The organism is Agrobacterium sp. LY4 (assembly GCF_001526585.1).
Classification (GTDB): domain Bacteria; phylum Pseudomonadota; class Alphaproteobacteria; order Rhizobiales; family Rhizobiaceae; genus Agrobacterium; species Agrobacterium leguminum.
In genome coordinates, this window is the sequence record NZ_ASYA01000053.1 from 53,406 (window position 1) to 75,655 (window position 22,250).

The 22,250-nt window shown below is 60.2% G+C and carries 25 protein-coding genes and 1 pseudogene; 14 read left to right on the plus strand and 12 right to left on the minus strand.

Translation table 11 applies throughout. The features are described 5' to 3' along the window. Positions 1–368 precede the first annotated feature (368 nt). Positions 369–635 (minus strand): hypothetical protein, encoded by a 267-nt coding sequence (locus L904_RS28270; protein WP_035260629.1) that lies wholly within the window; start codon positions 633–635, stop codon positions 369–371. Between L904_RS28270 and L904_RS25050 the strand changes: the two genes are divergently transcribed. Further along, positions 634–2,037 (plus strand): L-serine ammonia-lyase, encoded by a 1,404-nt coding sequence (locus tag L904_RS25050; RefSeq protein ID WP_035260630.1) that lies wholly within the window; start codon positions 634–636, stop codon positions 2,035–2,037. The genes L904_RS28270 and L904_RS25050 overlap by 2 nt on opposite strands. A 65-nt stretch (positions 2,038–2,102) precedes the next feature. Continuing rightward, positions 2,103–2,537, plus strand: coding sequence for a DUF1489 family protein (locus L904_RS25055; RefSeq protein ID WP_035260632.1), 435 nt, complete (start codon positions 2,103–2,105; stop codon positions 2,535–2,537). Positions 2,538–2,619: 82 nt separating this feature from the next. On the opposite strand, the gene L904_RS25060 is transcribed toward L904_RS25055, so the two are convergent. Further along, positions 2,620–3,228, minus strand: coding sequence for a transglutaminase-like cysteine peptidase (locus tag L904_RS25060; RefSeq protein ID WP_035260634.1), 609 nt, complete (start codon positions 3,226–3,228; stop codon positions 2,620–2,622). A 239-nt stretch (positions 3,229–3,467) separates the two neighbouring features. Between L904_RS25060 and L904_RS25065 the strand changes: the two genes are divergently transcribed. Beyond that, the gene (locus L904_RS25065) at positions 3,468–3,719 is read left to right on the plus strand and encodes a hypothetical protein (RefSeq protein ID WP_020811311.1); all 252 of its coding nucleotides are present in this window, start codon (positions 3,468–3,470) and stop codon (positions 3,717–3,719) included. Positions 3,720–3,943: 224 nt separating this feature from the next. Here L904_RS25065 and L904_RS25070 read toward each other — a convergent pair whose 3' ends face one another. After that, positions 3,944–4,561, minus strand: a complete 618-nt coding sequence (locus L904_RS25070; protein WP_003508056.1) for a PilZ domain-containing protein — start codon at positions 4,559–4,561, stop codon at positions 3,944–3,946. 183 nt (positions 4,562–4,744) lie between these two features. Beyond that, on the minus strand, positions 4,745–5,302 hold the full coding sequence (locus L904_RS25075; protein ID WP_020811310.1) for a PAS domain-containing protein: 558 nt from the start codon (positions 5,300–5,302) through the stop codon (positions 4,745–4,747). Positions 5,303–5,655: 353 nt separating this feature from the next. On the opposite strand from L904_RS25075, the gene L904_RS25080 reads away from it, so the two are divergent. Together L904_RS25080 and L904_RS25085 are read left to right on the plus strand one after the other, a co-directional pair. Then, on the plus strand, positions 5,656–6,393 hold the full coding sequence (locus tag L904_RS25080; protein ID WP_020811309.1) for a rhomboid family intramembrane serine protease: 738 nt from the start codon (positions 5,656–5,658) through the stop codon (positions 6,391–6,393). Between the two features lie 154 nt (positions 6,394–6,547). Then, a complete protein-coding gene (locus L904_RS25085; RefSeq protein ID WP_003523399.1) occupies positions 6,548–6,982 on the plus strand; it encodes a CBS domain-containing protein in 435 nt (144 codons plus the stop codon). A gap of 52 nt (positions 6,983–7,034) precedes the next feature. Here L904_RS25085 and L904_RS25090 read toward each other — a convergent pair whose 3' ends face one another. The 4 genes from L904_RS25090 to folE all read right to left on the minus strand — a co-directional run bounded on the left by L904_RS25090 (position 7,035) and on the right by folE (position 9,660). After that, entirely contained in the window at positions 7,035–7,364 is a 330-nt protein-coding gene (locus L904_RS25090) for a hypothetical protein (RefSeq protein WP_020811308.1), read from the minus strand. 54 nt (positions 7,365–7,418) lie between these two features. After that, a complete protein-coding gene (locus L904_RS25095; RefSeq protein WP_020811307.1) occupies positions 7,419–8,360 on the minus strand; it encodes a patatin-like phospholipase family protein in 942 nt (313 codons plus the stop codon). A 94-nt stretch (positions 8,361–8,454) separates the two neighbouring features. After that, positions 8,455–8,907: a phosphoribosyl-AMP cyclohydrolase gene (hisI, locus tag L904_RS25100; RefSeq protein ID WP_020811306.1), complete on the minus strand. Its 453-nt coding sequence runs from the start codon at positions 8,905–8,907 to the stop codon at positions 8,455–8,457. Positions 8,908–9,033: 126 nt separating this feature from the next. Further along, the gene (gene folE / locus L904_RS25105; protein WP_003523394.1) at positions 9,034–9,660 is read right to left on the minus strand and encodes a GTP cyclohydrolase I FolE; all 627 of its coding nucleotides are present in this window, start codon (positions 9,658–9,660) and stop codon (positions 9,034–9,036) included. Positions 9,661–9,942: 282 nt separating this feature from the next. Here folE and L904_RS25110 point away from each other — a divergent pair, with 282 nt between their 5' ends. The 4 genes and pseudogenes from L904_RS25110 to thrS all read left to right on the plus strand — a co-directional run bounded on the left by L904_RS25110 (position 9,943) and on the right by thrS (position 13,401). After that, positions 9,943–10,389 carry an iron-sulfur cluster assembly scaffold protein gene (locus L904_RS25110; protein WP_020808939.1) on the plus strand — a complete coding sequence of 149 codons (447 nt, stop codon included), beginning with the start codon at positions 9,943–9,945 and terminating at the stop codon, positions 10,387–10,389. Positions 10,390–10,392: 3 nt separating this feature from the next. Next, complete coding sequence (gene yidD / locus L904_RS25115) at positions 10,393–10,752, plus strand: membrane protein insertion efficiency factor YidD (protein ID WP_020808940.1); 360 nt, start codon at positions 10,393–10,395, stop codon at positions 10,750–10,752. Continuing rightward, the gene (locus tag L904_RS25120) at positions 10,749–11,273 is read left to right on the plus strand and encodes a DUF1697 domain-containing protein (protein ID WP_020808941.1); all 525 of its coding nucleotides are present in this window, start codon (positions 10,749–10,751) and stop codon (positions 11,271–11,273) included. The genes yidD and L904_RS25120 overlap by 4 nt, the downstream gene beginning before the upstream one ends. A gap of 125 nt (positions 11,274–11,398) precedes the next feature. Further along, positions 11,399–13,401: pseudogene (thrS, locus tag L904_RS25125) on the plus strand (threonine--tRNA ligase). A gap of 217 nt (positions 13,402–13,618) precedes the next feature. On the opposite strand, the gene L904_RS25130 reads toward thrS, so the two are convergent. Then, on the minus strand, positions 13,619–14,599 hold the full coding sequence (locus tag L904_RS25130; RefSeq protein WP_020808943.1) for a hypothetical protein: 981 nt from the start codon (positions 14,597–14,599) through the stop codon (positions 13,619–13,621). Between the two features lie 110 nt (positions 14,600–14,709). On the opposite strand from L904_RS25130, the gene L904_RS25135 reads away from it, so the two are divergent. From L904_RS25135 to L904_RS25145, 3 genes are all read left to right on the plus strand, one after another. Then, positions 14,710–15,291, plus strand: coding sequence for a nitroreductase (locus tag L904_RS25135; protein WP_020808944.1), 582 nt, complete (start codon positions 14,710–14,712; stop codon positions 15,289–15,291). Next, positions 15,291–15,902, plus strand: a complete 612-nt coding sequence (locus L904_RS25140; RefSeq protein WP_020808945.1) for a flavin reductase family protein — start codon at positions 15,291–15,293, stop codon at positions 15,900–15,902. The genes L904_RS25135 and L904_RS25140 overlap by 1 nt, the downstream gene beginning before the upstream one ends. A gap of 75 nt (positions 15,903–15,977) precedes the next feature. Then, the gene (locus tag L904_RS25145; RefSeq protein ID WP_020808946.1) at positions 15,978–17,168 is read left to right on the plus strand and encodes a DUF2336 domain-containing protein; all 1,191 of its coding nucleotides are present in this window, start codon (positions 15,978–15,980) and stop codon (positions 17,166–17,168) included. Between the two features lie 167 nt (positions 17,169–17,335). On the opposite strand, the gene L904_RS25150 is transcribed toward L904_RS25145, so the two are convergent. After that, the gene (locus L904_RS25150) at positions 17,336–17,755 is read right to left on the minus strand and encodes a hypothetical protein (protein WP_020808947.1); all 420 of its coding nucleotides are present in this window, start codon (positions 17,753–17,755) and stop codon (positions 17,336–17,338) included. A gap of 106 nt (positions 17,756–17,861) precedes the next feature. On the opposite strand from L904_RS25150, the gene L904_RS25155 reads away from it, so the two are divergent. Beyond that, complete coding sequence (locus tag L904_RS25155; protein WP_020808948.1) at positions 17,862–18,317, plus strand: GNAT family N-acetyltransferase; 456 nt, start codon at positions 17,862–17,864, stop codon at positions 18,315–18,317. Positions 18,318–18,499: 182 nt separating this feature from the next. On the opposite strand, the gene L904_RS25160 is transcribed toward L904_RS25155, so the two are convergent. After that, positions 18,500–19,738, minus strand: a complete 1,239-nt coding sequence (locus tag L904_RS25160) for an AI-2E family transporter (protein WP_020808949.1) — start codon at positions 19,736–19,738, stop codon at positions 18,500–18,502. Positions 19,739–19,967: 229 nt separating this feature from the next. Between L904_RS25160 and L904_RS25165 the strand changes: the two genes are divergently transcribed. Further along, a complete protein-coding gene (locus L904_RS25165) occupies positions 19,968–21,701 on the plus strand; it encodes an ABC transporter ATP-binding protein (protein ID WP_020808950.1) in 1,734 nt (577 codons plus the stop codon). A 25-nt stretch (positions 21,702–21,726) separates the two neighbouring features. On the opposite strand, the gene L904_RS25170 is transcribed toward L904_RS25165, so the two are convergent. After that, positions 21,727–21,954 (minus strand): hypothetical protein, encoded by a 228-nt coding sequence (locus L904_RS25170; RefSeq protein WP_003523379.1) that lies wholly within the window; start codon positions 21,952–21,954, stop codon positions 21,727–21,729. Between the last annotated feature and the right edge of the window lie 296 nt (positions 21,955–22,250).

Sequence of the window (22,250 nt, forward strand, 5' to 3'; positions counted from 1 at the left end):
TGCCATCGTCGATAAAGCACAGGTTACGCCCTTTCAAGGCGCAGTATTTCAGCCAAGGAAGTTCGACCGTAACGTGCCGGCGGCCGGGGTTTTCAACAGGCGTTTGTGCATAAGCTTTAAATAACAGTTACACTTTAGTCCAAATTGCGGCGATCGCCAAAATGGCGCTTATGCGGGCTTCACGCTAACACCTTGTTTTTTCACATACCTATGCACGGGGCGAATGGCAGCCTGTCAAAAACGCCTTCATTTAGCCGCTTTTTGCATTTGCCTTCGCCGCCGGATTTTAATAAATGCTTGCCTCAACGGGCCGGGTCTTGAAGATCCCCCGGAGAGTGAATAGCTGGAGTAATCATGGAAGAAACCGCTCAGAAATCCTGCTGGGGCGTCACCTTGCGCGCACTTGCAGGCTTTGCCGCTTTTCTCGCATTGACGTACATTTTTGGCAGCCCATAAGCATCTCTCCTGAATGACGGGTTTTGAAACGGCGCGGTTTTCCTTAGGAAACCGTGCTGTTTTCGTTTGAAGGCAATTATGTCGCAGCTGCGCAAACTGCTGACGCTCTTTTGTGGCGATCCGTTTCGGCTTTGGATATGATGGTGGTGGAATCCATTCTTATTCAAGGCGAACTTCATGTTTCTTTCGGTCTTTGACGTCTTCAAGATCGGTATCGGTCCTTCGAGCTCCCATACGATGGGGCCGATGACGGCAGCCAACCGCTTTCTGGCGCTGATCCTCAGCGATGAGTGGCCGCGGCCGGCAGGCGCGGCCGTTGCGCAGCTGAAGGTCAGCCTGCATGGCTCGCTCGCCTTTACCGGTATCGGCCACGGTACCGGGCGTGCCGTCATTCTCGGCCTCACCGGCGAACGGCCGGATATTGTCGATCCCGATGCGATGGACGCCATTATCGAGACGGTGGAAAAGGCCGGCACCGTGACGCCGCCCGGCCATCCTTCCTATGTGTTCCGCCCGGCCGAAGATCTGGTCTTCGACAAGAAGAACCCGCTGCCCGGCCACGCCAACGGCATGACCTTTTCCGCCTTCGACAATCAGGGCAGGCTGCTTATCAAGCGCATCTATTATTCCGTCGGCGGCGGTTTCGTCGTGACCGATACGGAGCTGGAGGCGATCAAGCAGCGCGGCAAGACCATCGATAATGGTCCGCGCGTGCCTTATCCCTTCGCCACCGCGCGGGAAATGCTGGATATGGCGGCCCGTTCCGGCCGCACCATCGCCCAGATGAAGCGCGCCAACGAGGAGACGGTGGTTTCCCGCGAGGAGCTGAACGAGCGTCTCGACCAGATCTGGGAAGCGATGAACGGCTGCATCGAGCGCGGTCTGAAAGTGGACGGCATCATGCCTGGCGGCCTGAAGGTGCGCCGCCGCGCCCGCTCCATTTACGAGAAGCTGAATGCGGAATGGCGCAGCAACCGGCTGAACCCGGTCATGGCCAATGACTGGCTGAGCGTCTACGCCATGGCCGTGAACGAGGAAAACGCCGCCGGCGGCCGCGTGGTGACCGCGCCGACCAACGGTGCGGCAGGCGTCGTTCCGGCCACCGTCAGATATTTCCGGCATTTCCATGAGGATGCGAGCGTCGATGACGTGCGCGACTTTTTGCTGACGGCGGCCGCCATCGGCGGCATCATCAAGCACAATGCCTCGATTTCAGGCGCGGAAGTGGGCTGTCAGGGCGAAGTGGGCTCGGCTTCCGCCATGGCGGCGGCGGGCCTTGCCGCGGTCATGGGCGGATCGCCGGAACAGGTGGAAAATGCCGCCGAGATCGCGCTCGAGCATCATCTCGGCATGACCTGCGATCCGATTGCCGGGCTTGTGCAGGTGCCGTGCATCGAACGTAACGCCATGGGCGCGGTGAAAGCGGTGACGGCGGCCTCGCTGGCGCTGAAGGGCGACGGCCAGCATTTCGTGCCGCTTGATGCCTGTATCGAGACCATGCGCCAGACCGGCAACGACATGAGCGAGAAATACAAGGAAACCTCCACCGGCGGCCTTGCCGTGAACGTTGTGGAGTGCTGAGCGGGCAGGGCGTCAGGCATGGTTGCCATGCTTGACGCCCGCCGCAAAAAGGCATTGATAGAACCATGCCTCTACATCTCATCAAACTTTGCGTCGGCGCGGATTCAATCCAGGACTTGAGAGACTGGGTCGCGCATCGTGCGCTGACCGCAATTGCCGCAGGCCTTGAGCCGCACAGCGTCCACACCACCCGGATGATCCCGAAACGTGTCGAGGAATTGCTCGAGGGCGGTTCGCTCTACTGGGTCATCAAGGGGCAGGTGCAGGCGCGGCAGAAACTTCTCGATATCCGCTCCTTCAAGGGCGAAGACGGCATTTCCCGCTGCGATCTCATTCTCGGCCCCGAGGTTATCGAAACCTCACCTGCGCCGAAGCGCCCGTTTCAGGGTTGGCGTTACCTGAAGGACGACGAGGCGCCCCGCGATCTCGGCGGCGGCACGGGCGGGGAGGACATGCCTTCCGATCTCAGGCGGGAACTGGCGGAGCTTGGGCTGCTCTGACGCTTAACGGATTTGAAAATGAAAAAGCCGGCATCCTTGCGGAGCCGGCTTTTTCATTGGGGGAGACGGGTCGGTCGTGCGGTCAGTTGATGCCGCCGACCGCATTGGTGGCGCGGCCATCCTGAATTTTGACCCAGCGGCCGGGATTGGCGGTGTCCTGACGCTTCAGGTAGGTATATTCGGTTTCCGACCAGTTCATGACCTTGTTGCGCATGTTGTCGAGAACGAAATCGCCACGATCGGTGCGGACGGTCAGAACGGCGTGGCCTTCGCCATTCGGCTGCAGAACCACGGTGATCAACAGGTTGGAGGCGGAGAAGCCCTTGTTCATCAGCATCTTGCGCTTCAGGAGCACGAAGTCTTCGCAATCGCCGACCGTGGTGGGATAGGCCCAGCGTTCTTCGACGCCATAGATTTCCATGTCGGTCATCGGCGTGATGGTGGTGTTGACGGTGTAGTTGACGTCGAGCATCGTCTTCCAGCGCTCTTCGGTCAGCTTCATCGGGCCGTTGTCCAGCGAGGTCGGCTGGCATTCGCTCTGATAGGTCTGGCAGAATTCATAGTGGCCGATCGGCGGATTGGCCTTTCCGATGACGCGCATGACGGCGGCCGGCGAGGCGCTTGCCTGATGCGCGAAGGCGCTGACGATGAATGCGATCAGAGTGAAAACGAAACGGTTGTTCTTGTTCATTGCTTGTCTCCCCGTGGTGAGGAGACATTCGCAGGTATATTTTGACCCGGCGGAAATTTGCGAAGCGCAATTTGAGCTTAAATTTCAGCAAATTAGCCGTTGTTTTGAACTGTATTCGAACTAGTTTTTATGCGTGTTTGAAGCAAATTTTATTACAATTTTACGCATCCTGGCTTTAGGCTTTTGGTAGCCATCTAGACCACTGTATTGACAGCGGTTTTCGGCGTCACGCGGTTTCCTTGGTCGCGCGCGGCCGGCTTGCGGCGCGTGGCGAAGAGGTGGATTTCCCGTTTTGGGATGGCTGTTTCAGGCTGGGACAGGCCGGAAAAAGCGACAAAAAAACTTCAAAAAAACTGCATTTTTTCTGGAAAAAAGTTTTGCGGAGCGATTTTCGTGCCGTTGATGATCTGGCCAAGGGCGCAACATGTTCCGCCGCGCTCATCCTTTTTACCGACTATGGTGGATCCAGGCCGATCTGCCGCGTGCCGTAGGCGTCAGGGCGTGAAAATGGAAGTTCGGTAGCGAGAAATGGAGAATGAGGCGCCTGACGCCAGGAGCGGCTGGTGAGCCCGATATAGGCGAAGACAGAGCATAGCCTGCCAAGGCGCCGTCCGGGAATCTTCGCAATTATGCGATTGGGGCGAGCGCAAAACGCGCCGAAAATGCCGCACGCATTCTTACGGGCGCAAAACCTGCCGTGTCCGGGTGGAACTATTTAGAGAAATTCGATCAGTGCGTCGGGCGACTGGACGCGGTCGAATTCGACGGCGACGCCTTCCATGAAGTGGCGCACGATCTTGCCGCTCATGTTCTTGCCGAGCTGGACCCGGCTTCCGAGCGGCGGCCGGTTTTCGATCTCGATTGCCGCACCCGACAGGGAAAGGTCGATCAGCCGGCAGGCGACGAGCACGCCGTCTTCCAGAACGAGCTGGGCTCTCGCATTGCGCGGCGTCAGGCGGTCGTGGCGACGGTCTTCCGGCAGGCCGAGCAATTGACGCTTGGCGATCCAGGCGAGCTGTGCGGCGAGTTTTTCCCGCTTGCGCTCCGGCGCGTTGATGGCGATGAGGAAGCCCGATGCGGTGAGCGATGTCACCGTGCCTTCGATCCGGCCGATATGCTGGAGATAGGCGATGACGCGGTCACCGTGGCGGGCAATGCCCGAGCAGGTGAACTGCGCCCTTTCGGCGGTCATCTCGGTCGCGGTGCAATCATATTCTTCATGATCGGGCAACATCAGGCGGCCGGTGAAGGACACACGGACGGCGTCGTCGAGATGAGCTTCCTCAACCGGACGCAGGATTTGGGCGGTGTTGACCGAGCGGGACGAAAACATGGGCAGCGCAATTGTAATGAATGATGACGGTAAGTTTCTACCCTGCGCGAGTTAACAGACTGTATTGTTTAATCTCTACAATTTTTCTGATCGGCAATATCGTTACAGTTCTGACGTATTTTTTTGAGATTCCGGTGCTGCCGGACCTCTCCCGAAGGGGCGGGGAGCGTTGGAACAGGTCCGTCAGCAGCTTTCGGCGCGCGGTGTATCCTCGGCCCCCTTATTCACCGGATACCCTGCCGGTGCGATGTCCAGGCGCAGCAGGCGGCTGCTTTTCATGGACAGGCACTGGATGGGCGCGGCGAATTCGTGTCGCGGCCGCTCCGCAAGCAGCGCTCCGAGCAGCCTTGGGGCGGCGTCGGGATCGGTGCGCAGCGGCAGGAGCAGCATTTCGAATGCCAGCGGTGCCGCGCCATAGCTGTCCTCCGCCTCGACATCGAAGACCACGGGCAACTGGTGGTGAAGGATGCCGCGCGCGACGCGGCAGGGGAAGACGGCATTTGCCGGCTGCCACAATTCCGAAAACGGGCGATCCCGCAATTCCCGGCCGAACAGATCGCAAAGACGAGTACCGGCAAGGCGGAAGAACGGAGTGTTCTCTCCCTTGTCCGTGAGGATAAAAAGATCACCAAGGTGATGTTTCAGCTTTGCGGGGTCGATGTCCTCGCGTCGCGGGGCCGATCGCTTGCCACGCAGTTCATCCCAATAGGCATATATGTCCAGTCCGGCCATGCTCTTCATAGCATCTCTCCATGTTCGTTTTTGGGACATCATGTCCATCCGAACGTCTGTATCTGGAGGTGTAGCGATTTTCGTGCCAAACGGATTTATTAAGGTTAACAAAGGGTTGATATTGCCCGATGGCGATAGTCGTGGCATCGGAGCGGCCATGTCGGGGAAGCTCCGTCAGCACAATTCGATGGCGTCGCCTGTTATTTTAAGGCGGGCCCGCAAGCCGGACCGCCCGCGGCCCGGCGTCCTTGCCGACAGCGGTTTGGGCGTCGAGCGCTTCGAAGGCGGGACGGCTTTTTTTTCGTTCGGGCTTCCTATATTGCTCGGGGAACGCAAAATTCGACCAAGACAGGGATGGGATCATGTCCTACGGGGACGGCGAACAGCCGCCGGTTTCGGAAACGCCGGAGCCGAAAGACGACACGAACAATCCCGTCTTCAACCTGCCATCGCTGCTGGTGGGCATCCTGGCCGCGCTGATCCTCGCCTATGTCGTTCCCGCCTATCTTCTGTCGGAGGAAGGCAATGGCTGGTTCATCTTCACCTTCGGCTTCATTCCGCTGCGTTATGCGGTGCCGTTTTCCCAGCAGGGGCTGGAATGGCTCTGGACGCCGGTGACCTATTCTTTCCTGCATGGCGGCATCGAGCACATTCTCTTTAACGGATTGTGGCTGATGGCCTTCGGAGCGCCCGTTCTGCGCCGGATCGGAACAGTGCGCTTCGTGCTGTTATGGTGCATTTCCGCCGCCGTTTCCGCCTTCGGCCATGCGGCGCTGAACTGGGGCGATGTGACGGTCCTGATCGGGGCGTCCGGTGTGGTTTCGGCGCTGATGGGGGCGGCCTGCCGCTTCGCTTTCCCGGCACGTGGCGGATATAGCGCCTCCTTCGGCCATCTGATGCCGCGGCAGAGCATTCTTGGTGCGCTCTCCAACCGCACCGTGCTGATCTTCACGCTGATGTGGCTGTTCGGCAATGTGCTGATTGCGGTCGGCGTGCCGCTGTTCGGCGATGTCGGCGGTGAAATCGCCTGGGACGCGCATGTCTTCGGCTTTCTGCTCGGCTTCCTGTTCTTCGGGCTTTTCGATCGACGACTGGCCTGAGCCGATCACGCTCCTTGTCGGCCGTGGCGCAAATTTGCTTTCGCGCGTCCCATCCGGGATTGCATTCATGCGGACCTCAGCGCACCATATCCCATGATTTGCAACCGCCGGGGGAGACTGCGGCGCTGCGTATCGCTGAAAAGAGGAGGAAGGCATGCCAACATTCGTAAAGGATCTTCTCGACCGCAAGGGCCGGGACGTCGTGACTGTCGGTCCGGAGGTCAGCATTGGCGAAGCGGCGGGAACGCTGCACGCGCATAAGATCGGTTCCGTCGTCGTGACCGACGCCGATGGCGTCGTTCTCGGCATCTTCACGGAGCGCGATCTCGTAAAGGCCGTGGCGGGCCAGGGTGCCGCTTCCCTCCAGCAATCCGTGTCGGTGGCCATGACCAAGAATGTCATTCGCTGTCATCACAATTCCACCACCGATGAGTTGATGGAAATCATGACGGGCGGGCGCTTCAGGCATGTGCCGGTTGAAGAGAATGGCCGCCTTGCCGGCATCATTTCCATCGGTGACGTGGTGAAGGCGCGGATTGGCGAGATCGAAGCCGAAGCGGAGCACATCAAGGCCTATATTGCCGGATGATCTTGCGTCCCGGCGTCAGACAGCTGGAAAAGCTTCAGTCTCGGGCCGGGACTCATATATCGCCTTCCGTCACGTATCGCCATTGAAGAAAGTCGGCTATTTTGGTGGACATGTCCACGTAGAAGTCTCGCTGTGGACAATCGGCGCAGACGATTTCAACCCGATTGAACTGTGAAATGAATTTGCCGCTGCTTGACCAGTTGCCATCGGCCGTTCCTTTCACAATGGTGATGTCGATCCAGGGCTGACCCTCCGCCGACGCAAAGCTGACATCGTTAGTCCGTTTGAGTTCAGGTTGTTCTTCCAGAAACCCGACCAATCGATTCGTGTCGCACAGTGTGTTTTCGTCGGTCGGGGGCAGGACTGAGATATACCAATACATGGTCTCACCACGGCTGGGCGTTTCATCTATTCGTTTCGTGCTTAAAGCAGGGCGCTAGCGCCGGAAAGCCTGCTGCATGCGCTCGAGCTCCGGAATGCGGGAGCGCGTTTCCTCATATCCCCGGTCGATGGCTTCGCTGGCGCGATGGAATTCCGAGAGGCCGATATCGTTGATGCGGGGGTGAAGCATGAGGTCGGGCGGGTCGCCCGCCAGGCGCGAGCGTGAAATCCTGTCCTGAATGATGTTGAAAGCCTGCACCATGACGCCCGGCAGGCCGGGACGCGGCGGGCTTTCCACCGCCGGTGCGACGCCCCCATGCGATGGCGAGGCGGCGTGCTTGACCACGGCGGAGCGGCCGAAGAGGTCGTAATTCAGATTGACCGCGACGACCAGCGCTTGCTCATAGGCCCGGCAGACCGAAACCGGCACGGGGTTGACGAGCGCACCGTCTATCAGGGTGCGGCCGTTGCACTGCACGGGTTCGAAAATGCCCGGCAGCGCGTAGGAAGAGCGCAGCGCGGTGACGAGATCGCCCTGGTGAATCCAGACCTCGTGGCCGGTGCGCAGTTCCGTCGCGACGGCGATGAAGGGATGGTCGAGGTTTTCGACGCGCAGGCCTTCCAGATGTTCCTGCATGCGCTTGGTCAGCCGCATGCCGCCGAAGAGCCCGCCGCCGCCGATGGTGAGATCGAGCAGGCCGGCAATGCGGCGCATCGTCAGCGAGCGGGCGAATTCTTCCAGCTCATCGAGCTTGCCGGCGAGATAACAACCGCCGACCAGCGCGCCGATAGAGGTGCCGGCGATCATGCCGATCTTCACCCCGGCCTCATCCAGCGCCCGCAGGACGCCGATATGGGCCCAGCCGCGTGCAGCCCCGCCGCCAAGGGCGAGCGCTATCCTGCGCGTATCGACGATCTGGGTGACCGGCGGTTCGTTGCCGAAGGCTTCGGGATTGCCAGCCGAAAGTTGATTGTGACGATTTCCCCATCCCAACATGACCGCACTCCCTGCCAGTTCCTTCAGGCTCCGTCCTATCCCCGGAACCCGCTATATTGGTAGCAAATTGGTGCGGCCGATGGAAGGTGGCCGTTCAAGTTGCGGAATAGGTGGTCGCCGGATCGAAATGGCGGGTATCGTCGGTGATCTTCGTCACCGCCTGGCCGTCGGAGAGTTCGACCGTGCGATAAAAACAGGAGCGGCGACCGGTGTGGCAGGTGGCGTCATGGCCGGCGACGGAGACCTTCAGCCACACGGCGTCCTGATCGCAATCGGTGCGGAATTCCTTCACCGTCTGCAGATTGCCCGACGTTTCGCCCTTCTTCCAGATCTTGTCGCGCGAACGGCTGTAATAGTGGGCGATGCCGGTCTCCAGCGTCAGCGACAGGGCTTCCGCATTCATATGGGCGACCATCAGCAACTCGCCGTCACGCGAATCGGTGACAACGGCGGTGACGAGGCCGTGAGCATCGAATTTCGGCGAAAAAAGACCTGCGTTTTCGAGCACTTCCTTATCCGCAGGGGCGGATGGAAAGGGAATGGACATGGTAACCCCGGAAAATCAACTGGCGGAACGATCGGAGCGGCGGATAAACGGATCTGCTTCCGCCACTCTGAATTTTCTTGCGCATCGGATTTTCCGAAAACCGCGTTACGGCCTTCGGTCCGGCGCTTAGCGGTTCCGCACCATGGTCATGAAGCGCACCTGTTCGGCCGGATCGTTCTTGAACACACCGGTAAAGCTGGTGGTCAGCGTCGTCGACCCCTGCTTGTTTACGCCGCGCATGGACATGCACATATGTTCGGCGTCGATCATGACGGCCACGCCGCGCGGTTTCAGGGTTTCCTCGATGGATCTCGCGATCTGCGCGGTCATGTTTTCCTGCGTCTGCAGGCGGCGGCCGAAGATTTCGACGACGCGGGCGATCTTCGACAGGCCGAGCACGCGGCCCGCCGGAAGATAGGCGACATGTGCCTTGCCGACGATCGGCACCATATGGTGTTCGCAATGGGAGAAGAAGGGGATGTCGCGCACCAGCACAACATCGTCATAACCGCCGACTTCCTCGAAGGTCGTGCCGAGCACGTCCTGAACGTTCAGCTCATAACCGGCAAAAAGCTCGCGATAGGCCTTGGCGACGCGCTTCGGCGTATCCAGAAGTCCTTCGCGGGCGGGATTTTCTCCTGCCCAGCGCAGAAGAACGCGCACTGCTTCTTCCGCTTCGGCCTGGCTTGGGCGAGCTTCTGCCACGTCGGGTTTTGCGCCAGCGCCGGGGAAATTCTTCACGATCGCATCCATTCCGTCTCTCCCGATGCGGGTAAAGGCCGCACCTGAATTCGTTTTTCATCGCGAACTCTTGTTCGCAGTTGCTGCTATCTGGTTGTTTTACAGCATTTTGGCAAGACCGATGCTGTTATTTCGGTATCGGAGCCGTTAATTTCATCACGGCTTGATGTCCAGAAAGCTCGTTAGCATATAATGAGAATGAAGGGCAGGAAAGCTTCACTGCGACAAACGCTGTGTTTGAAAAATTTGACCTGTCCTGTTTTTGGGCAATCTTGAGCGCGCCGGGCACCGACGATGGACGATATCTACAATAATCGCATTCTGGACTTTGCCGGGAATATTCCGCTCATCGGCGTTCTTGAGGATGCCGACGCAAGCGCCGAGAAACACTCCAGGCTGTGCGGCTCTAAGCTCAAGGTCTATCTGAAGGTCGAAGGCGGCATCGTGACGGCGTTTTCGCATGAGGTTCGCGCCTGCGCGCTCGGCCAGGCCTCCGCTTCCATCATGGCGCACCACATCATCGGGGCTTCCAGCGGCGAAATCCGGCAGGCGCGGGAAGACATGCTCGCCATGCTGAAACAGGACGGTAAGGGGCCGACGGGCCGTTTCGAGGATATGCGGGTGCTTCAGCCTGTCCGCGATTTCAAAGCGCGCCACGCTTCCACCATGCTGACCTTCGAAGCGGTGGTCGATGCGCTCGACCAGATCGAAGGGCGGCCGGCTCTCAACGCCGCGGGTTAGGCGATGTGCGGCGAACCGGGCTGCCGGCACCAGCAGACGGCGGAAAAAGCGGGCCGATCCCGCAACTGGACGGGCAGCTTTGCCAAAACGCCGGGGCGGCTTCTGGGCGTCGGTTTCATCCGGTTTTATCAGCTGACGCTATCCGGCTTCATCGGGAATTCCTGCCGCCATATCCCCACCTGTTCCGAATATGGCTATGAAGCCATTGCCCGACACGGGCTGTGGGCCGGCGGCTGGATGACGCTGTTTCGCGTTGCGCGCTGTGGGCCGGGCGGCACCAGCGGCCTGGACCCGGTGCCGGAAGTGATCGATGGCCGCAGGCGCTGGTGGATGCCGTGGCGTTACTGGAGCCTGCATCGATGAATGACTATGTGGCCCTGCTGCACAGCATCGTGCTCGGCGCGGGCAAGCGGCTCGTCATGGCCGATCTGCGGGCATTGGCGGAAGAGCTGGGATTTGCCGAATGCAGAACGCTGGTCGCGACTGGAAATCTGGTTTTTCGCGCCGGGGCGACACCTGTTCGTGAGATTGAAGACAGGCTGGAGCGCGCCTTCGAAGACCGCTTCGGCAAACATGTCGATATTCTCGTTCGTTCGGGCGGCGACTGGCTGAAACTGGCGGCGGACAATCCTTTCGTCCAGGGCAATCCGCCGGATGTCTGCGTTCGGGTGATGCGGGCGCCGCTGGACAACGGCGTCCTCGAATTGCTGGAGAAATACCGCGAGAGGGAAAAGATCGCGCTTGCCGGCGGCGATCTATGGATCGATTTTGGCGGCAAGCCGAGCGAGAGCAGGCTGCTGTCCGTGCTGACCACCAAAAGGCTCGGTATCGGCACGACCCGCAACGCCAATACGGTCAATGGTCTCGCGCAAATGCTTCGCTGAGCGATCCTTCGCCTTTGACTGCAATGGCAAAAGCCTTTATCAGCCTGCCTGTTCGCTTGTCGCGGGCAAATCATTATTCCAACACCACCCGCATTCGTTGGCGGGACTGGACAGGAGATTAGACAATGTCTGAAGCTGTTTCCCTTACATTTCCCGATGGATTCGTGCGCAGCTACCCCGCCGGTACGACCGGCCGTGAGGTCGCCGAATCCATCTCCAAATCGCTTGCCAAGAAGGCCGTCGCCATTGCGCTTGACGGCACCGTGCGCGATTTGTCCGAGACCATCACCGATGGCAAAATCGAGATCGTCACGCGTGAAGACGGGCGTGCGCTGGAACTCATCCGCCACGATGCCGCTCACGTCATGGCCGAAGCCGTGCAGGAACTGTGGCCCGGCACGCAGGTGACGATCGGCCCGGTGATCGAGAACGGCTTTTATTACGACTTCGCCAAGAACGAACCTTTCACGCCGGAAGATCTGCCGAAGATCGAAAAGCGCATGAAGGAAATCATTCTGCGCAACAAGCCGTTCACCCGCGAAATCTGGTCGCGCGAGAAGGCCAAGGAAGTCTTTGCCGCCAAGGGCGAGAACTACAAGGTCGAGCTGGTCGACGCCATTCCGGAAGGTCAGGACCTGAAGATCTATTATCAGGGCGACTGGTTCGATCTCTGCCGTGGCCCGCATATGGCCTCCACGGGGCAGATCGGCACGGCCTTCAAGCTGATGAAGGTAGCTGGTGCCTATTGGCGCGGTGACAGCAACAATGCGATGCTGTCGCGCATCTACGGCACCGCCTGGGCGACGCAGGAAGAGCTGGACAATTATCTGCATGTGCTGGCGAAGCCGAAAAGCGCGACCACCGCCGTCTCGGCCGCGAAATGGACCTGTTCCATTTCCAGGAAGAAGGCCCGGGCGTCGTGTTCTGGCACGGCAAGGGCTGGCGCATGTTCCAGACGCTGACGGCCTATATGCGCCGCCGGCTCGCCAATACCTATCAGGAAGTCAACGCGCCGCAGGTGCTCGACAAGTCGCTGTGGGAAACCTCCGGTCACTGGGGCTGGTATCAGGAAAACATGTTCGCGGTGAAATCCGCCCATGCCTTCACCCATCCCGATGACGAGGAAGCCGATCAGCGCGTCTTTGCCCTGAAGCCGATGAACTGCCCGGGTCACGTTCAGATCTTCAAGCATGGCTTGAAGTCTTACCGCGAAATGCCCGTCCGCCTTGCGGAATTCGGCACCGTGCATCGTTACGAGGCTTCCGGCGCGCTGCACGGCCTGATGCGCGTTCGCGGCTTCACGCAGGACGATGCGCATGTCTTCTGCACCGAAGAGCAGATGGCGGCGGAATGCCTGCGCATCAACGATCTCATCCTCTCCGTCTACGAGGATTTCGGTTTCAGCGAAGTCGTCGTCAAGCTCTCCACGCGCCCTGAAAAGCGCGTCGGTTCCGACGATCTCTGGGATCGCGCCGAAAGCGTGATGATGGATGTTCTGAAGACCATCGAGGAACAGTCCGGCGGCCGTATCAAGACCGGCATTCTGCCGGGCGAGGGCGCGTTCTACGGGCCGAAGTTCGAATATACGCTGAAGGACGCCATCGGCCGTGAATGGCAGTGCGGCACGACGCAGGTGGACTTCAACCTGCCGGAACGTTTCGGCGCCTTCTATATCGACCAGAACTCCGAAAAGACGCAGCCGGTGATGATCCACCGTGCCATCTGCGGCTCGATGGAGCGTTTCCTCGGCATTCTCATTGAGAACTTCGCCGGCCATATGCCTTTGTGGTTCGCGCCGCTTCAAGTCGTGGTCGCGACGATCACCTCTGATGCCGATGATTACGGCCGTGAGGTTGCCGAAGCGCTGCGCGAGGCGGGCATGGCGGTCGAGACCGACTTCCGCAACGAGAAGATCAACTACAAGATCCGCGAGCATTCGGTGACCAAGGTTCCGGTCATCATCGTCTGCGGACGGAAAGAGGCGGAAGAGCGCACCGTCAACATCCGCCGTCTCGGTTCGCAGAACCAGACGCCGATGTCGCTGGAAGATGCGATTACGAGCCTCGTGGACGAGGCGACGCCGCCGGATGTGAAGCGCAAGCTCGCGGCGAAGAAGCAGGTTGCGTGAGAAATGACAACGGCCCCTTCGGGGGCCGTTTTTGTTTGTGGGTATGTGCGGGTAATTTCACTGGCAAAGGCGACGCATTCGCCTCCGTCACCCCGGACTGAATCCGGGGTCCAGCGCGATCAAGTCCTTGATCGCGAAAGACTCTCTTCACGGCGCAGGCGCGCCGTCGCTGGATGCCGGATCAAGTCCGGCATGACGGATGAGATGTAGGTGACGCCTACTCGAAATCCCCGGTCATATCTTCCGGAGCCTGATCCTTCATCAGCACTTCCACGTCCGAATCCCGGCCGGAGGTCACTTTGAAGTTGCGCTGGTAGACCTTGTCCTTGTTGCGGGCGATGGCGGTATATTCGCCTTCCGCCAGCACCATGGTCGAAAAGGCGCTAACGCTTTCGTTCACCACGTCGCCGCCGCCGTTCAGCACCGACCAGGCCGTATCGGCAATGGCCTCGCCGCCTTCTTCGGAGACGAGCTTGAGGGTGATCTGCGCCGCCTGATGCTGGAGCGTCGCTTCCGTCAGCTTGCCGGCTTCCACCTGGATGTCGGCGCGCACCACCGCGTTGACGTTGCCATATTCGGAAACCACGTGATAGGTGCCGGCATTCAGCCGCACGATGGTGTTGGGCTTGATATCGGCCATGACGAGGCCGCGCTCGCCATCGGGGCGGGCGTCTGACGAATAGACGGAAAATTTGAGCTGGTTGCCGGAAATCTGCTTGTCGGAACCCGCAACCGCATTCAGCACGAAGCCGCCGGCATCGAGAATCAGCACCTGTTTCTGCACATTGCCGGAAGTCGGGACATTGAGTTTCTTGGTGACGCCCGCACGGCCGAAGGCGACGTTGACGAAATATTCGCCCGGCACCAGATGGAATTCCGCCGAGCCGCCTTCCGAACTTGCCAGCATCGGCAACTTGCCGTCCGCGCCGGGAATGGGGCTGAAGACGCGCCAGGACAGGCCTTCCTTCACCGCTTCGCCTTCGCTGGTCAGCTTGGCTTCCATGCTGATATCGCGGGCGGTGCTTTCCGGGGCGTTGGGTGCGGAAGGGGCGGTGAAAGCGTTCAGCTTCGGCATTTTAGGAGTGCCGCCGAGCTGCTTGAAGTCTTTGAAGGCGTCCTGCGAAAAAGCGGCTTGCGATAAAAGGCCAAGCACGGCACATGCAATGGTCAGACGTGCCGTGATTTTGATTGCCGACATTTTCGATACCGATTGACTTCTTGATTTTCCCGGATCACTTCAAAACCAATGCCGTGGCTATTTCAAGGCCCATGTTTTTGCGATGACAGCAGAATGGAAGATTTTTGATCATGACAAATGATATCAAGCTCCTCGATTATCTCAAGGTTCGCCGCTCCACGCCGGCCCTGCAACTTGCCGAGCCGGGACCTTCGAAGGCGGAAATCGAGGACATCCTGCGCCTTGCCGTGCGCGTGCCTGACCATGGCAAGCTCGCCCCCTGGCGTTTCGTCGTCTATCGCGGCGAGGAGCGTGTGCGTCTCGGTGAGACGGCGCTGAGGATCGCGCTTGAAAAGAACCCGGAACTGGACCTGCAGCAGCAGGAAGCGGAACGTACGCGTTTCACCCGCGCGCCCGTCGTTATCGCCGTCATCAGCACCGCAAAGCCGCATTTCAAGATTCCGGAATGGGAACAGGTCATGTCCGCCGGTGCTGTGTGCCTCAACCTCATCTTCGCTGCCAATGCCAGCGGTTTTGCGGCGAACTGGCTGACGGAATGGTTTGCTTTCGATTCCGCATTCCTCGCGGAAATCGAGGTCGGCGCGGAAGAGAAGGTTGCCGGGTTCATTCATATCGGCTCGACGACATTCCCGCCGGTGGAGCGGCCGCGGCCGGAGCTTGCCGACGTCGTCACCTGGGTCGGGGACGTTTGATGTTCTACACCACGGACACCAACCAGCATGGCCTGCCGCACGATCCGTTCAAGGCCATCGTCGCACCGCGTCCGATCGGCTGGATCGGCTCGAAGGGCAGGGACGGTTCCCGCAACCTCTCGCCCTATTCCTTCTTCAATGCGATTTCGGACCGGCCAAAGCTTGTGATGTTCTCCTCCAGCGGCAGGAAGGACAGTCTGCGCAATGTCGAGGAAACCGGCGTCTTCACCGCCAATCTCGTCAGCCGCCATCTGGTGGACCGGATGAATGCGTCTTCTGCACCCGTCGGTTATGATGTCGACGAGTTCGCCCTTGCCGGTCTCACCGCTGTCGACGGGCGGGTGGTGGATGCGCCTTTCGTGGGCGAGGCGCTGGCGGTTCTGGAGTGCCGCGTGACCCAGATACAGCAGCTTAAGGACGTTGACGGCCAGCCGGCGGATTCGTGGATGGTGATCGGACAGGTCATGGCGATCCATATCGATGAAACGATCATTCGCGACGGGTGCATCGATATGGGGCTGTCGCGACCCGTGGCGCGCATGGGCTATATGGATTACTGCGATGGCGGCAGCGATGTATTCCAGCTGCAGCGCCCCTCTACTGCGCCATAAATATAGTCCTTCTTCGGCTACGGTTAATTTTTATGGTGAACCAAACGTAAACCATTTGCGCCTAGAGTTTTATACATGGTGGCGGCGATGATGCCGCCATCCATTGTTGCGAATGTTTTCGAGGCTCAGGTGATCGTACAGGCATTTCTTCGCTGGTCTGAAAAGGCTGGCTCGACCGAGCGGGCGAAGGCCGCCAATGCTCTCGGCCGTGCCTATCTTCAGTCCGACATGGCGCGCGAGAACCGCGATGCCGCCTATATGGCGATGACCTATCTGCTCGACGATCCTTCGCCGCGTGTGCGACTGGCGCTTGCCGAAGCGCTGGCGGATGCCCATGACGCTCCGCGCGCCATTCTCGTTTCACTCGCCGAAGACCAGCCGGAAATTGCCTGCACTGTCATTGCCCGCTCACCGGTTCTCGGCGAGGCCGATCTGGTCGATCTCGCCGGGCGGGGCGAAAGCCTGACGCGCGCTCTCATCGCCGCACGGCCTGGCCTGCCGCGCGGTGTCTGCGCAGCGCTTGCCGAAGTCGGCGACCTGCCGGAAACCATCATCCTGCTCGAAAACGACGATGCTTTCATCACGCCGTTTTCGCTCAGGCGTATCGCCGAGCGCCATGGCTCGGACGCCGATATTCGCGACCTCCTGCTTCGCCGTGAGGCGCTGCCCGCGGATGCGCGTCACCTGTTGATGGGCCGCATCAGCGAAGCTCTCGCGGGCTCCGCGCTGGTTCACGCGATGATCGCGCGCAACCGCGCCGACAGTCTTTTCCGCGAGGCGGAAGATTCCGCCACCATCCTTATCGCCGCCAGCGTTTCCTCGCCGGAGCTGCCGGCGTTGGTGGAGCATCTGCGCCAGCGGCTGGAACTGACGCCGGCGCTTCTGATCCATGCCGTCTGTTCGGGTCGGCTGGAATTCTTCACGGCGGCCATGGTCAATCTCTCCGGTCTCGATGACCGCAAGGTGCGCGCCATTCTGGCGACGGGGCGGCCGCATGCATTGAAGGCGCTGTTCCAGTCGGTCGGTCTTTTCGGCGATGTTGTCGACGTCTTCATCGAGGCGACGCTGATGTGGCGCCGTGCCGCCCGCTCGCAGCTTTCTGATGTGGCGGCCTCCGTCTCGGCGGAACTGCTGGCGCATTTCCGTGACGTCAACGGTTCCGAAACGCTGTTCGAATTGCTGCATGCCGTGCGCAAGCTCGCCATCGCCGAAGAGCGGCAGAAGGCGCGGTATTATGCGGAAGCGCTGACGGTCGAGGCGGCGTGAGGTCCGGGTTTCCGTGGGTGTATCCTTTCACCCTCATTCCTGTGCTTGTCACAGGAATCCAGCCAGCCCAAGTCCTTTGGCCGAAAAGACTCCTTCCGCCGCGCGGACGCGCGTCGACTGGATTCCTGTGACAAGCACAGGAATGAGGGAAGATCGGTTCCCAGCAATCACTTATCGAACCGCTTGGCGATCCACGAATAGCTGTTTTCAACCATCCTCACCGGCGTTCCCAAAAGATGCTTTATGCCTTCGGTGGAAGGCAGGATACGGCTGACGCGGCTGATTGCCTGTTTGGTGAGGCTTTCCTCTTCCTTCGGCGTCACCGCTGCCGTTGCCTGCGGTGCAGTGGCCGGTGCCGTGGCGGGAGGTTGCGTGCCGGCCGTCTGCGGGGGCTGTTCGCCCGGTGTCTGGCACACGGCTACTACTACTGGGTAAGGTGCGTTGGCGTAACGCTCCAGCTCCTTTTCCGACACGGCGTCGCACAGTTCGATGCTCGTCCAGCGCTGCTGCGAGGTCGCGAGGTAATGGCAATCGGTGGCGCTGTCGTCGCAGCCAAGGAAGGTCATGAGAACGAGGGCTGTTTTCATGGTGTCTGTTGCCTCTGTCGGGAATTATGCTCTAGAAACTCATCTATCCCGATTGCAGTGACATTACGACGAAATACGCATTTTTATAGAGAAGGCAGGCATCGCATTGGCCACCGAAATCAAGCTTGAAACACCCCGGCAGGATGCGGTTCTGCGCCTCATCGACCTTTCCAACGCCTATATGGCCTCGCTTTATCCCGCCGAGAGCAATCACCTGGTCGATATCGGCGCGCTCGAGCAAGACAATGTCTCGTTTTTTGTGGCCCGGCACGATGGCCGCGTGGTCGGCTGCGGCGCGCTGGTGGAGGCGGGTGACGGCACGGCGGAGGTGAAGCGCATGTTCGTCGATCCCGAGGCGCGGGGATTGCGAATCGGCAAGCTGATCATGGATACGCTTGTTGCGCGCGGCGCCGAGCTTGGCCTTTCCGCCATCCGGCTCGAAACCGGCATCAGCCAGCCGGAGGCGATCGGTCTTTATCGCAAGGCGGGGTTTGTCGAGATCGAGGCCTTTGCGCCTTATAAGCCGGATCCGCTCAGCCTGTTCATGGAGAAGGTGCTTTAGGCCTACGGCGCGAGTTTGCCGTATCCTGCACGTCATCCTCGGCCCTGTGCCGAGGATCTAATCACGTATCGTAGAATCAATTGGTGGCAGATGCTCGGGACAGGCCCGAGCATGACGGATGCGCGGTTTAAGGATTATCTATAGGCACCAGCGTCGAGGCGTCTGCCTGCAGGCTTCACCGATCAAAACGCCGCTTTCCGAAAAGCGGTCGTTTCCTCGCTATTGTCTTCGAGCGCGGCAACCTCATCGATGGCGTCTTCCTGCGTGGGCGGTGGGGGCGGAGCCTCGGCGCTGGCGGCGGCGGAGATTTCCACCTCACGCACCCATTCGCGCCAGATCGCGACAAGGAGCGCCATCAGCACCGGGCCGATGAAGAGGCCGAGGAAGCCCATGGTCTTCACGCCGCCGACGAGGCCGAAAAAGGTGGGCAGGAAGGGCAGTTTGATCGGCCCGCCGACGAGTTTCGGACGGATGGTCTTGTCGACGATGAAGAGTTCCACCGAACCCCAGACGAACAGCGCCAGCCCGTGGGCGGGCGAGCCACTGGCGACCAGATAGATCGATACCAGCGTAAACGAGAGCGGCGCACCGCCCGGAATGAGCGCCATGACGCCGGTGAGCACGCCGAGCGTGACGGGCGAGGGCACGCCGGCGATCCAGTAGGCGATGCCGAGGATGATGCCTTCACCGATTGCGATCAGCGTCATGCCTGTGACGGTGGAGCTGATGGTGGCGGGCACGACGCGGGAAATGCGTTCCCACCGCGTCGGCAGGATGCGTTCGCCGACCAGATCGACCTGCCGGGTGAAGCCCGCGCCGTTGCGGTAGACGAAGAACAGCGCGATCAGCATGAACAGCAGGGTCAGCACCAGGTGGAACGCGCCGTTGCCGGCGGCAAGGATCGCCCGGTAGATATTGCCGATATTGGCGCCGCTGACGAGCTGGATGAGTTCGCCGATGGCGCCCGGCGTGCCGATATATTTCACCCATTGTTCGCCGAGCCAGGGGCCGACGGCGGGAAGGGCGGCGATCCAGTCCGGCACGGGCGCGCCCGTCTTGTTGACATGCACCGCCCAGCCGAACCATTCGCGGATTTCGCTTGCCGTATAGGAGGCGGCGATGAAGATCGGCACGACGAGGAAGGCGAGGATGAGGATGATGGCGATGGTGGCGCCGAGCGTGGTGTTGCCGCCCACCTGCCGCAGAAGCCGGGTATAAACCGGCCAGCTGGCGAAACCGATGACGAGAGCGGCGAGAACGGGGACGAGAAAGCCGTGGAAGAAATAAATGCCGGCAAGGGCGACGAGAACGAGAAGCCAGCGCGCAGCCGAGATGGGCGGGATCAGGGCGATCCGCGTCGGGCTGGCGGGACCAAGCCATCTCGGTTCGCCACTGGGCTTACGGCTGTCAATGTTACTCACGGCAGGCTCTTTCTCGCATTCTCCCCGAAGGGTGCATTCACTCTGTCACACCGATACATATAAGTGCAATATAATCGGATCACATTACCGTTGTGTGTTTATTGCTGAACCTATTGAACGATTTTGGTAAAAATAGAACATCGGTCTTGGCGCGCGCATCGAAATATGAGAATTGAACTCCGTTTTTCTTGCGGCGTAAGGTTGCCGCGCCCGATCTCCAGGTCATGCCATGCTCCGCCGTTTCTTCGCCTATTATCGCCCCTATCGCGGTCTGTTCATTCTCGATTTTTCCTGCGCGGTGTTGTCGGGCGTGCTCGAACTCGGTTTTCCGATGGCGGTGAAGGCCTTCGTGGATGTGCTGCTGCCGGGCGGTGAATGGGCCATCATCCTTGCCGCCTCGGTGGGGCTGCTGCTTATCTATGTGCTGAATACCGGGCTGATGGCGACAGTCACCTATTGGGGACATATGCTCGGCATCAATATCGAGACCGACATGCGGCGTCTGGCCTTCGATCATCTGCAGAAGCTTTCCTTCCGTTATTTCGACAACCAGAAGACCGGCCATCTGGTCGGGCGGCTGACCAAGGATCTGGAAGAGATCGGCGAGGTGGCCCACCACGGCCCCGAAGACCTGTTCATCGCCATCATGACCTTCATCGGTGCGTTCCTCTTGATGCTTTCGGTCAATGTGCCGCTGGCGCTCATCACCGCCGCCGTCGTGCCCGTTACCGCCTGGGTCACCAGCCGTTACGGCGGCCGCATGACGCAGAATTTTCGCGCGCTTTATGGCCGGGTCGGGGATTTCAATGCCCGTATCGAGGAAAATGTCGGCGGCATGCGGGTGGTGCAGGCCTTCGCCAATGAGGACCACGAGCGCGCGCTGTTCGAGAAGGACAACCAGAAATACCGCCGCACCAAGCTCGATGCCTACAAGATCATGGCGGCCAGCACCTCGCTCAGCTATATGAGCATGCGTCTGACGCAGATGATCGTGATGATCTGCGGCGCCTGGTTCGTGCTGACGGGCAGCCTGACCGAAGGCGGCTTCGTCGGCTTCCTGCTGCTGGTGGGCGTGTTTTTCCGGCCGGTGGAAAAGATCAATTCGGTCATCGAGACCTATCCGAAGGGCATTGCCGGTTTCCGCCGTTTCACCGAACTTCTGGATACCGCGCCCGATATCGTCGATGCGCCGGATGCGGTGGAAGCGCCGCTGCTGCGCGGCAATATTGAATATCGCCATGTCGGTTTCGGTTATGCCGAGGGCAAGACGGTTCTTACCAATATCGACCTGAAGATCAGCGCCGGCGAGACGGTGGCCTTTGTCGGTCCTTCGGGGGCGGGCAAGACGACGCTCTGCTCGCTTTTGCCGCGTTTTTACGACGTCACCAGCGGCGCGATCACCATTGACGGCATCGATGTCCGCAAGATGAAGCTTGCTTCGCTGCGCAACCAGATCGGCATCGTGCAGCAGGATGTCTTCCTGTTCGGCGGCACGATCCGTGAGAATATCGAATATGGCCGGCTCGGCGCCTCGGATGCGGACATCATGGATGCGGCGCGGCGCGCCCGTCTCGATGGCGTCATCGAAGCCATGCCGCTCGGGCTCGATACCGTCATTGGCGAGCGCGGCGTCAAGCTTTCCGGCGGCCAGAAACAGCGTCTCGCCATTGCCCGCATGTTCCTCAAGAACCCGCCGATCCTCATTCTCGATGAGGCGACCTCCGCGCTCGACACGGAAACCGAACGCGCCATCCAGCAATCGCTGACGGAGCTTGCCAAAGGCCGCACCACGCTCGTCATCGCCCACCGGCTGGCGACGATCCGCGACGCCTCGCGCATCGTGGTGGTGGACCAGACCGGCATTGCCGAAACCGGCGCCCATGCCGAGCTGCTGGCCGCCAAGGGCCATTACAGCCGCCTGCACGAGGCGCAGTTCAGCGGGCACCTTGCGGGCCTGAGCTGATAAGCGGCGCGTTATACGCCGCAATCTATCCGCCGTTCTCGGCTGCCTGTTCCTCCACGATGCCGGGGTTGGGCTCCGGCTTGCCGGGATGGCTGGTGACGAGATAACCCATGGCGACCGCGGCGGCGACGATGAACAGCAGCACGATGCCGCTGATCGTCATCAGCCAGTCGCGCGGTTTTCTGTGCGCCATGATATATTTCGGCCATCGGCTCGGATGGTTCACCAGGCTGAATTTGTGGCCCTGTCGCATGAACTTTCCCGCAATAGGTTGCTTCCTGAAAGGTCAACGCAGGCGGGTGTGCGGCCGTTCCGAAATCGACGGGGCAGGGCGATGACAAGGCCGTGAGGCCCTCGAGATAACAGCGTCTCCGCATTCTCCGCCGCCCTTTTCCCCCGACCTCCATCATCCCAGCCTTAGACGGAATCCAGCCGGCCCACGGCGGGAAGGAGAGGAGGGTCAGCCGTAAGCGCGTGATGGTGTGTCGGTTCGCGCCCGAACCGGCACGCGCCTGCGGCATCGAACGCCGATATCCGGCCGCAAAACTC

Bases quoted from the DNA above. Each gene is read 5' to 3' on its own strand.
- L904_RS25070 (WP_003508056.1), bottom strand. From the start codon at position 4,561: ATGTTTTCGTCCCGCTCGGTCAACACCGCCCAAATCCTGCGTCCGGTT.
- L904_RS25060 (WP_035260634.1), bottom strand. From the start codon at position 3,228: ATGAACAAGAACAACCGTTTCGTTTTCACTCTGATCGCATTCATCGTC.
- L904_RS25075 (WP_020811310.1), bottom strand. From the start codon at position 5,302: ATGAAGAGCATGGCCGGACTGGACATATATGCCTATTGGGATGAACTG.
- L904_RS28270 (WP_035260629.1), bottom strand. From the start codon at position 635: ATGAAGTTCGCCTTGAATAAGAATGGATTCCACCACCATCATATCCAA.
- L904_RS25120 (WP_020808941.1), top strand. From the start codon at position 10,749: ATGAATGACTATGTGGCCCTGCTGCACAGCATCGTGCTCGGCGCGGGC.
- L904_RS25135 (WP_020808944.1), top strand. From the start codon at position 14,710: ATGACAAATGATATCAAGCTCCTCGATTATCTCAAGGTTCGCCGCTCC.
- yidD (WP_020808940.1), top strand. From the start codon at position 10,393: ATGTGCGGCGAACCGGGCTGCCGGCACCAGCAGACGGCGGAAAAAGCG.
- L904_RS25085 (WP_003523399.1), top strand. From the start codon at position 6,548: ATGCCAACATTCGTAAAGGATCTTCTCGACCGCAAGGGCCGGGACGTC.
- hisI (WP_020811306.1), bottom strand. From the start codon at position 8,907: ATGTCCATTCCCTTTCCATCCGCCCCTGCGGATAAGGAAGTGCTCGAA.
- L904_RS25140 (WP_020808945.1), top strand. From the start codon at position 15,291: ATGTTCTACACCACGGACACCAACCAGCATGGCCTGCCGCACGATCCG.
- L904_RS25090 (WP_020811308.1), bottom strand. From the start codon at position 7,364: ATGTATTGGTATATCTCAGTCCTGCCCCCGACCGACGAAAACACACTG.
- L904_RS25130 (WP_020808943.1), bottom strand. From the start codon at position 14,599: ATGTCGGCAATCAAAATCACGGCACGTCTGACCATTGCATGTGCCGTG.
- L904_RS25095 (WP_020811307.1), bottom strand. From the start codon at position 8,360: ATGTTGGGATGGGGAAATCGTCACAATCAACTTTCGGCTGGCAATCCC.
- folE (WP_003523394.1), bottom strand. From the start codon at position 9,660: ATGGATGCGATCGTGAAGAATTTCCCCGGCGCTGGCGCAAAACCCGAC.
- L904_RS25110 (WP_020808939.1), top strand. From the start codon at position 9,943: ATGGACGATATCTACAATAATCGCATTCTGGACTTTGCCGGGAATATT.
- L904_RS25080 (WP_020811309.1), top strand. From the start codon at position 5,656: ATGTCCTACGGGGACGGCGAACAGCCGCCGGTTTCGGAAACGCCGGAG.
- L904_RS25170 (WP_003523379.1), bottom strand. From the start codon at position 21,954: ATGCGACAGGGCCACAAATTCAGCCTGGTGAACCATCCGAGCCGATGG.
- L904_RS25165 (WP_020808950.1), top strand. From the start codon at position 19,968: ATGCTCCGCCGTTTCTTCGCCTATTATCGCCCCTATCGCGGTCTGTTC.
- L904_RS25145 (WP_020808946.1), top strand. From the start codon at position 15,978: ATGGTGGCGGCGATGATGCCGCCATCCATTGTTGCGAATGTTTTCGAG.
- L904_RS25150 (WP_020808947.1), bottom strand. From the start codon at position 17,755: ATGAAAACAGCCCTCGTTCTCATGACCTTCCTTGGCTGCGACGACAGC.
- L904_RS25055 (WP_035260632.1), top strand. From the start codon at position 2,103: ATGCCTCTACATCTCATCAAACTTTGCGTCGGCGCGGATTCAATCCAG.
- L904_RS25050 (WP_035260630.1), top strand. From the start codon at position 634: ATGTTTCTTTCGGTCTTTGACGTCTTCAAGATCGGTATCGGTCCTTCG.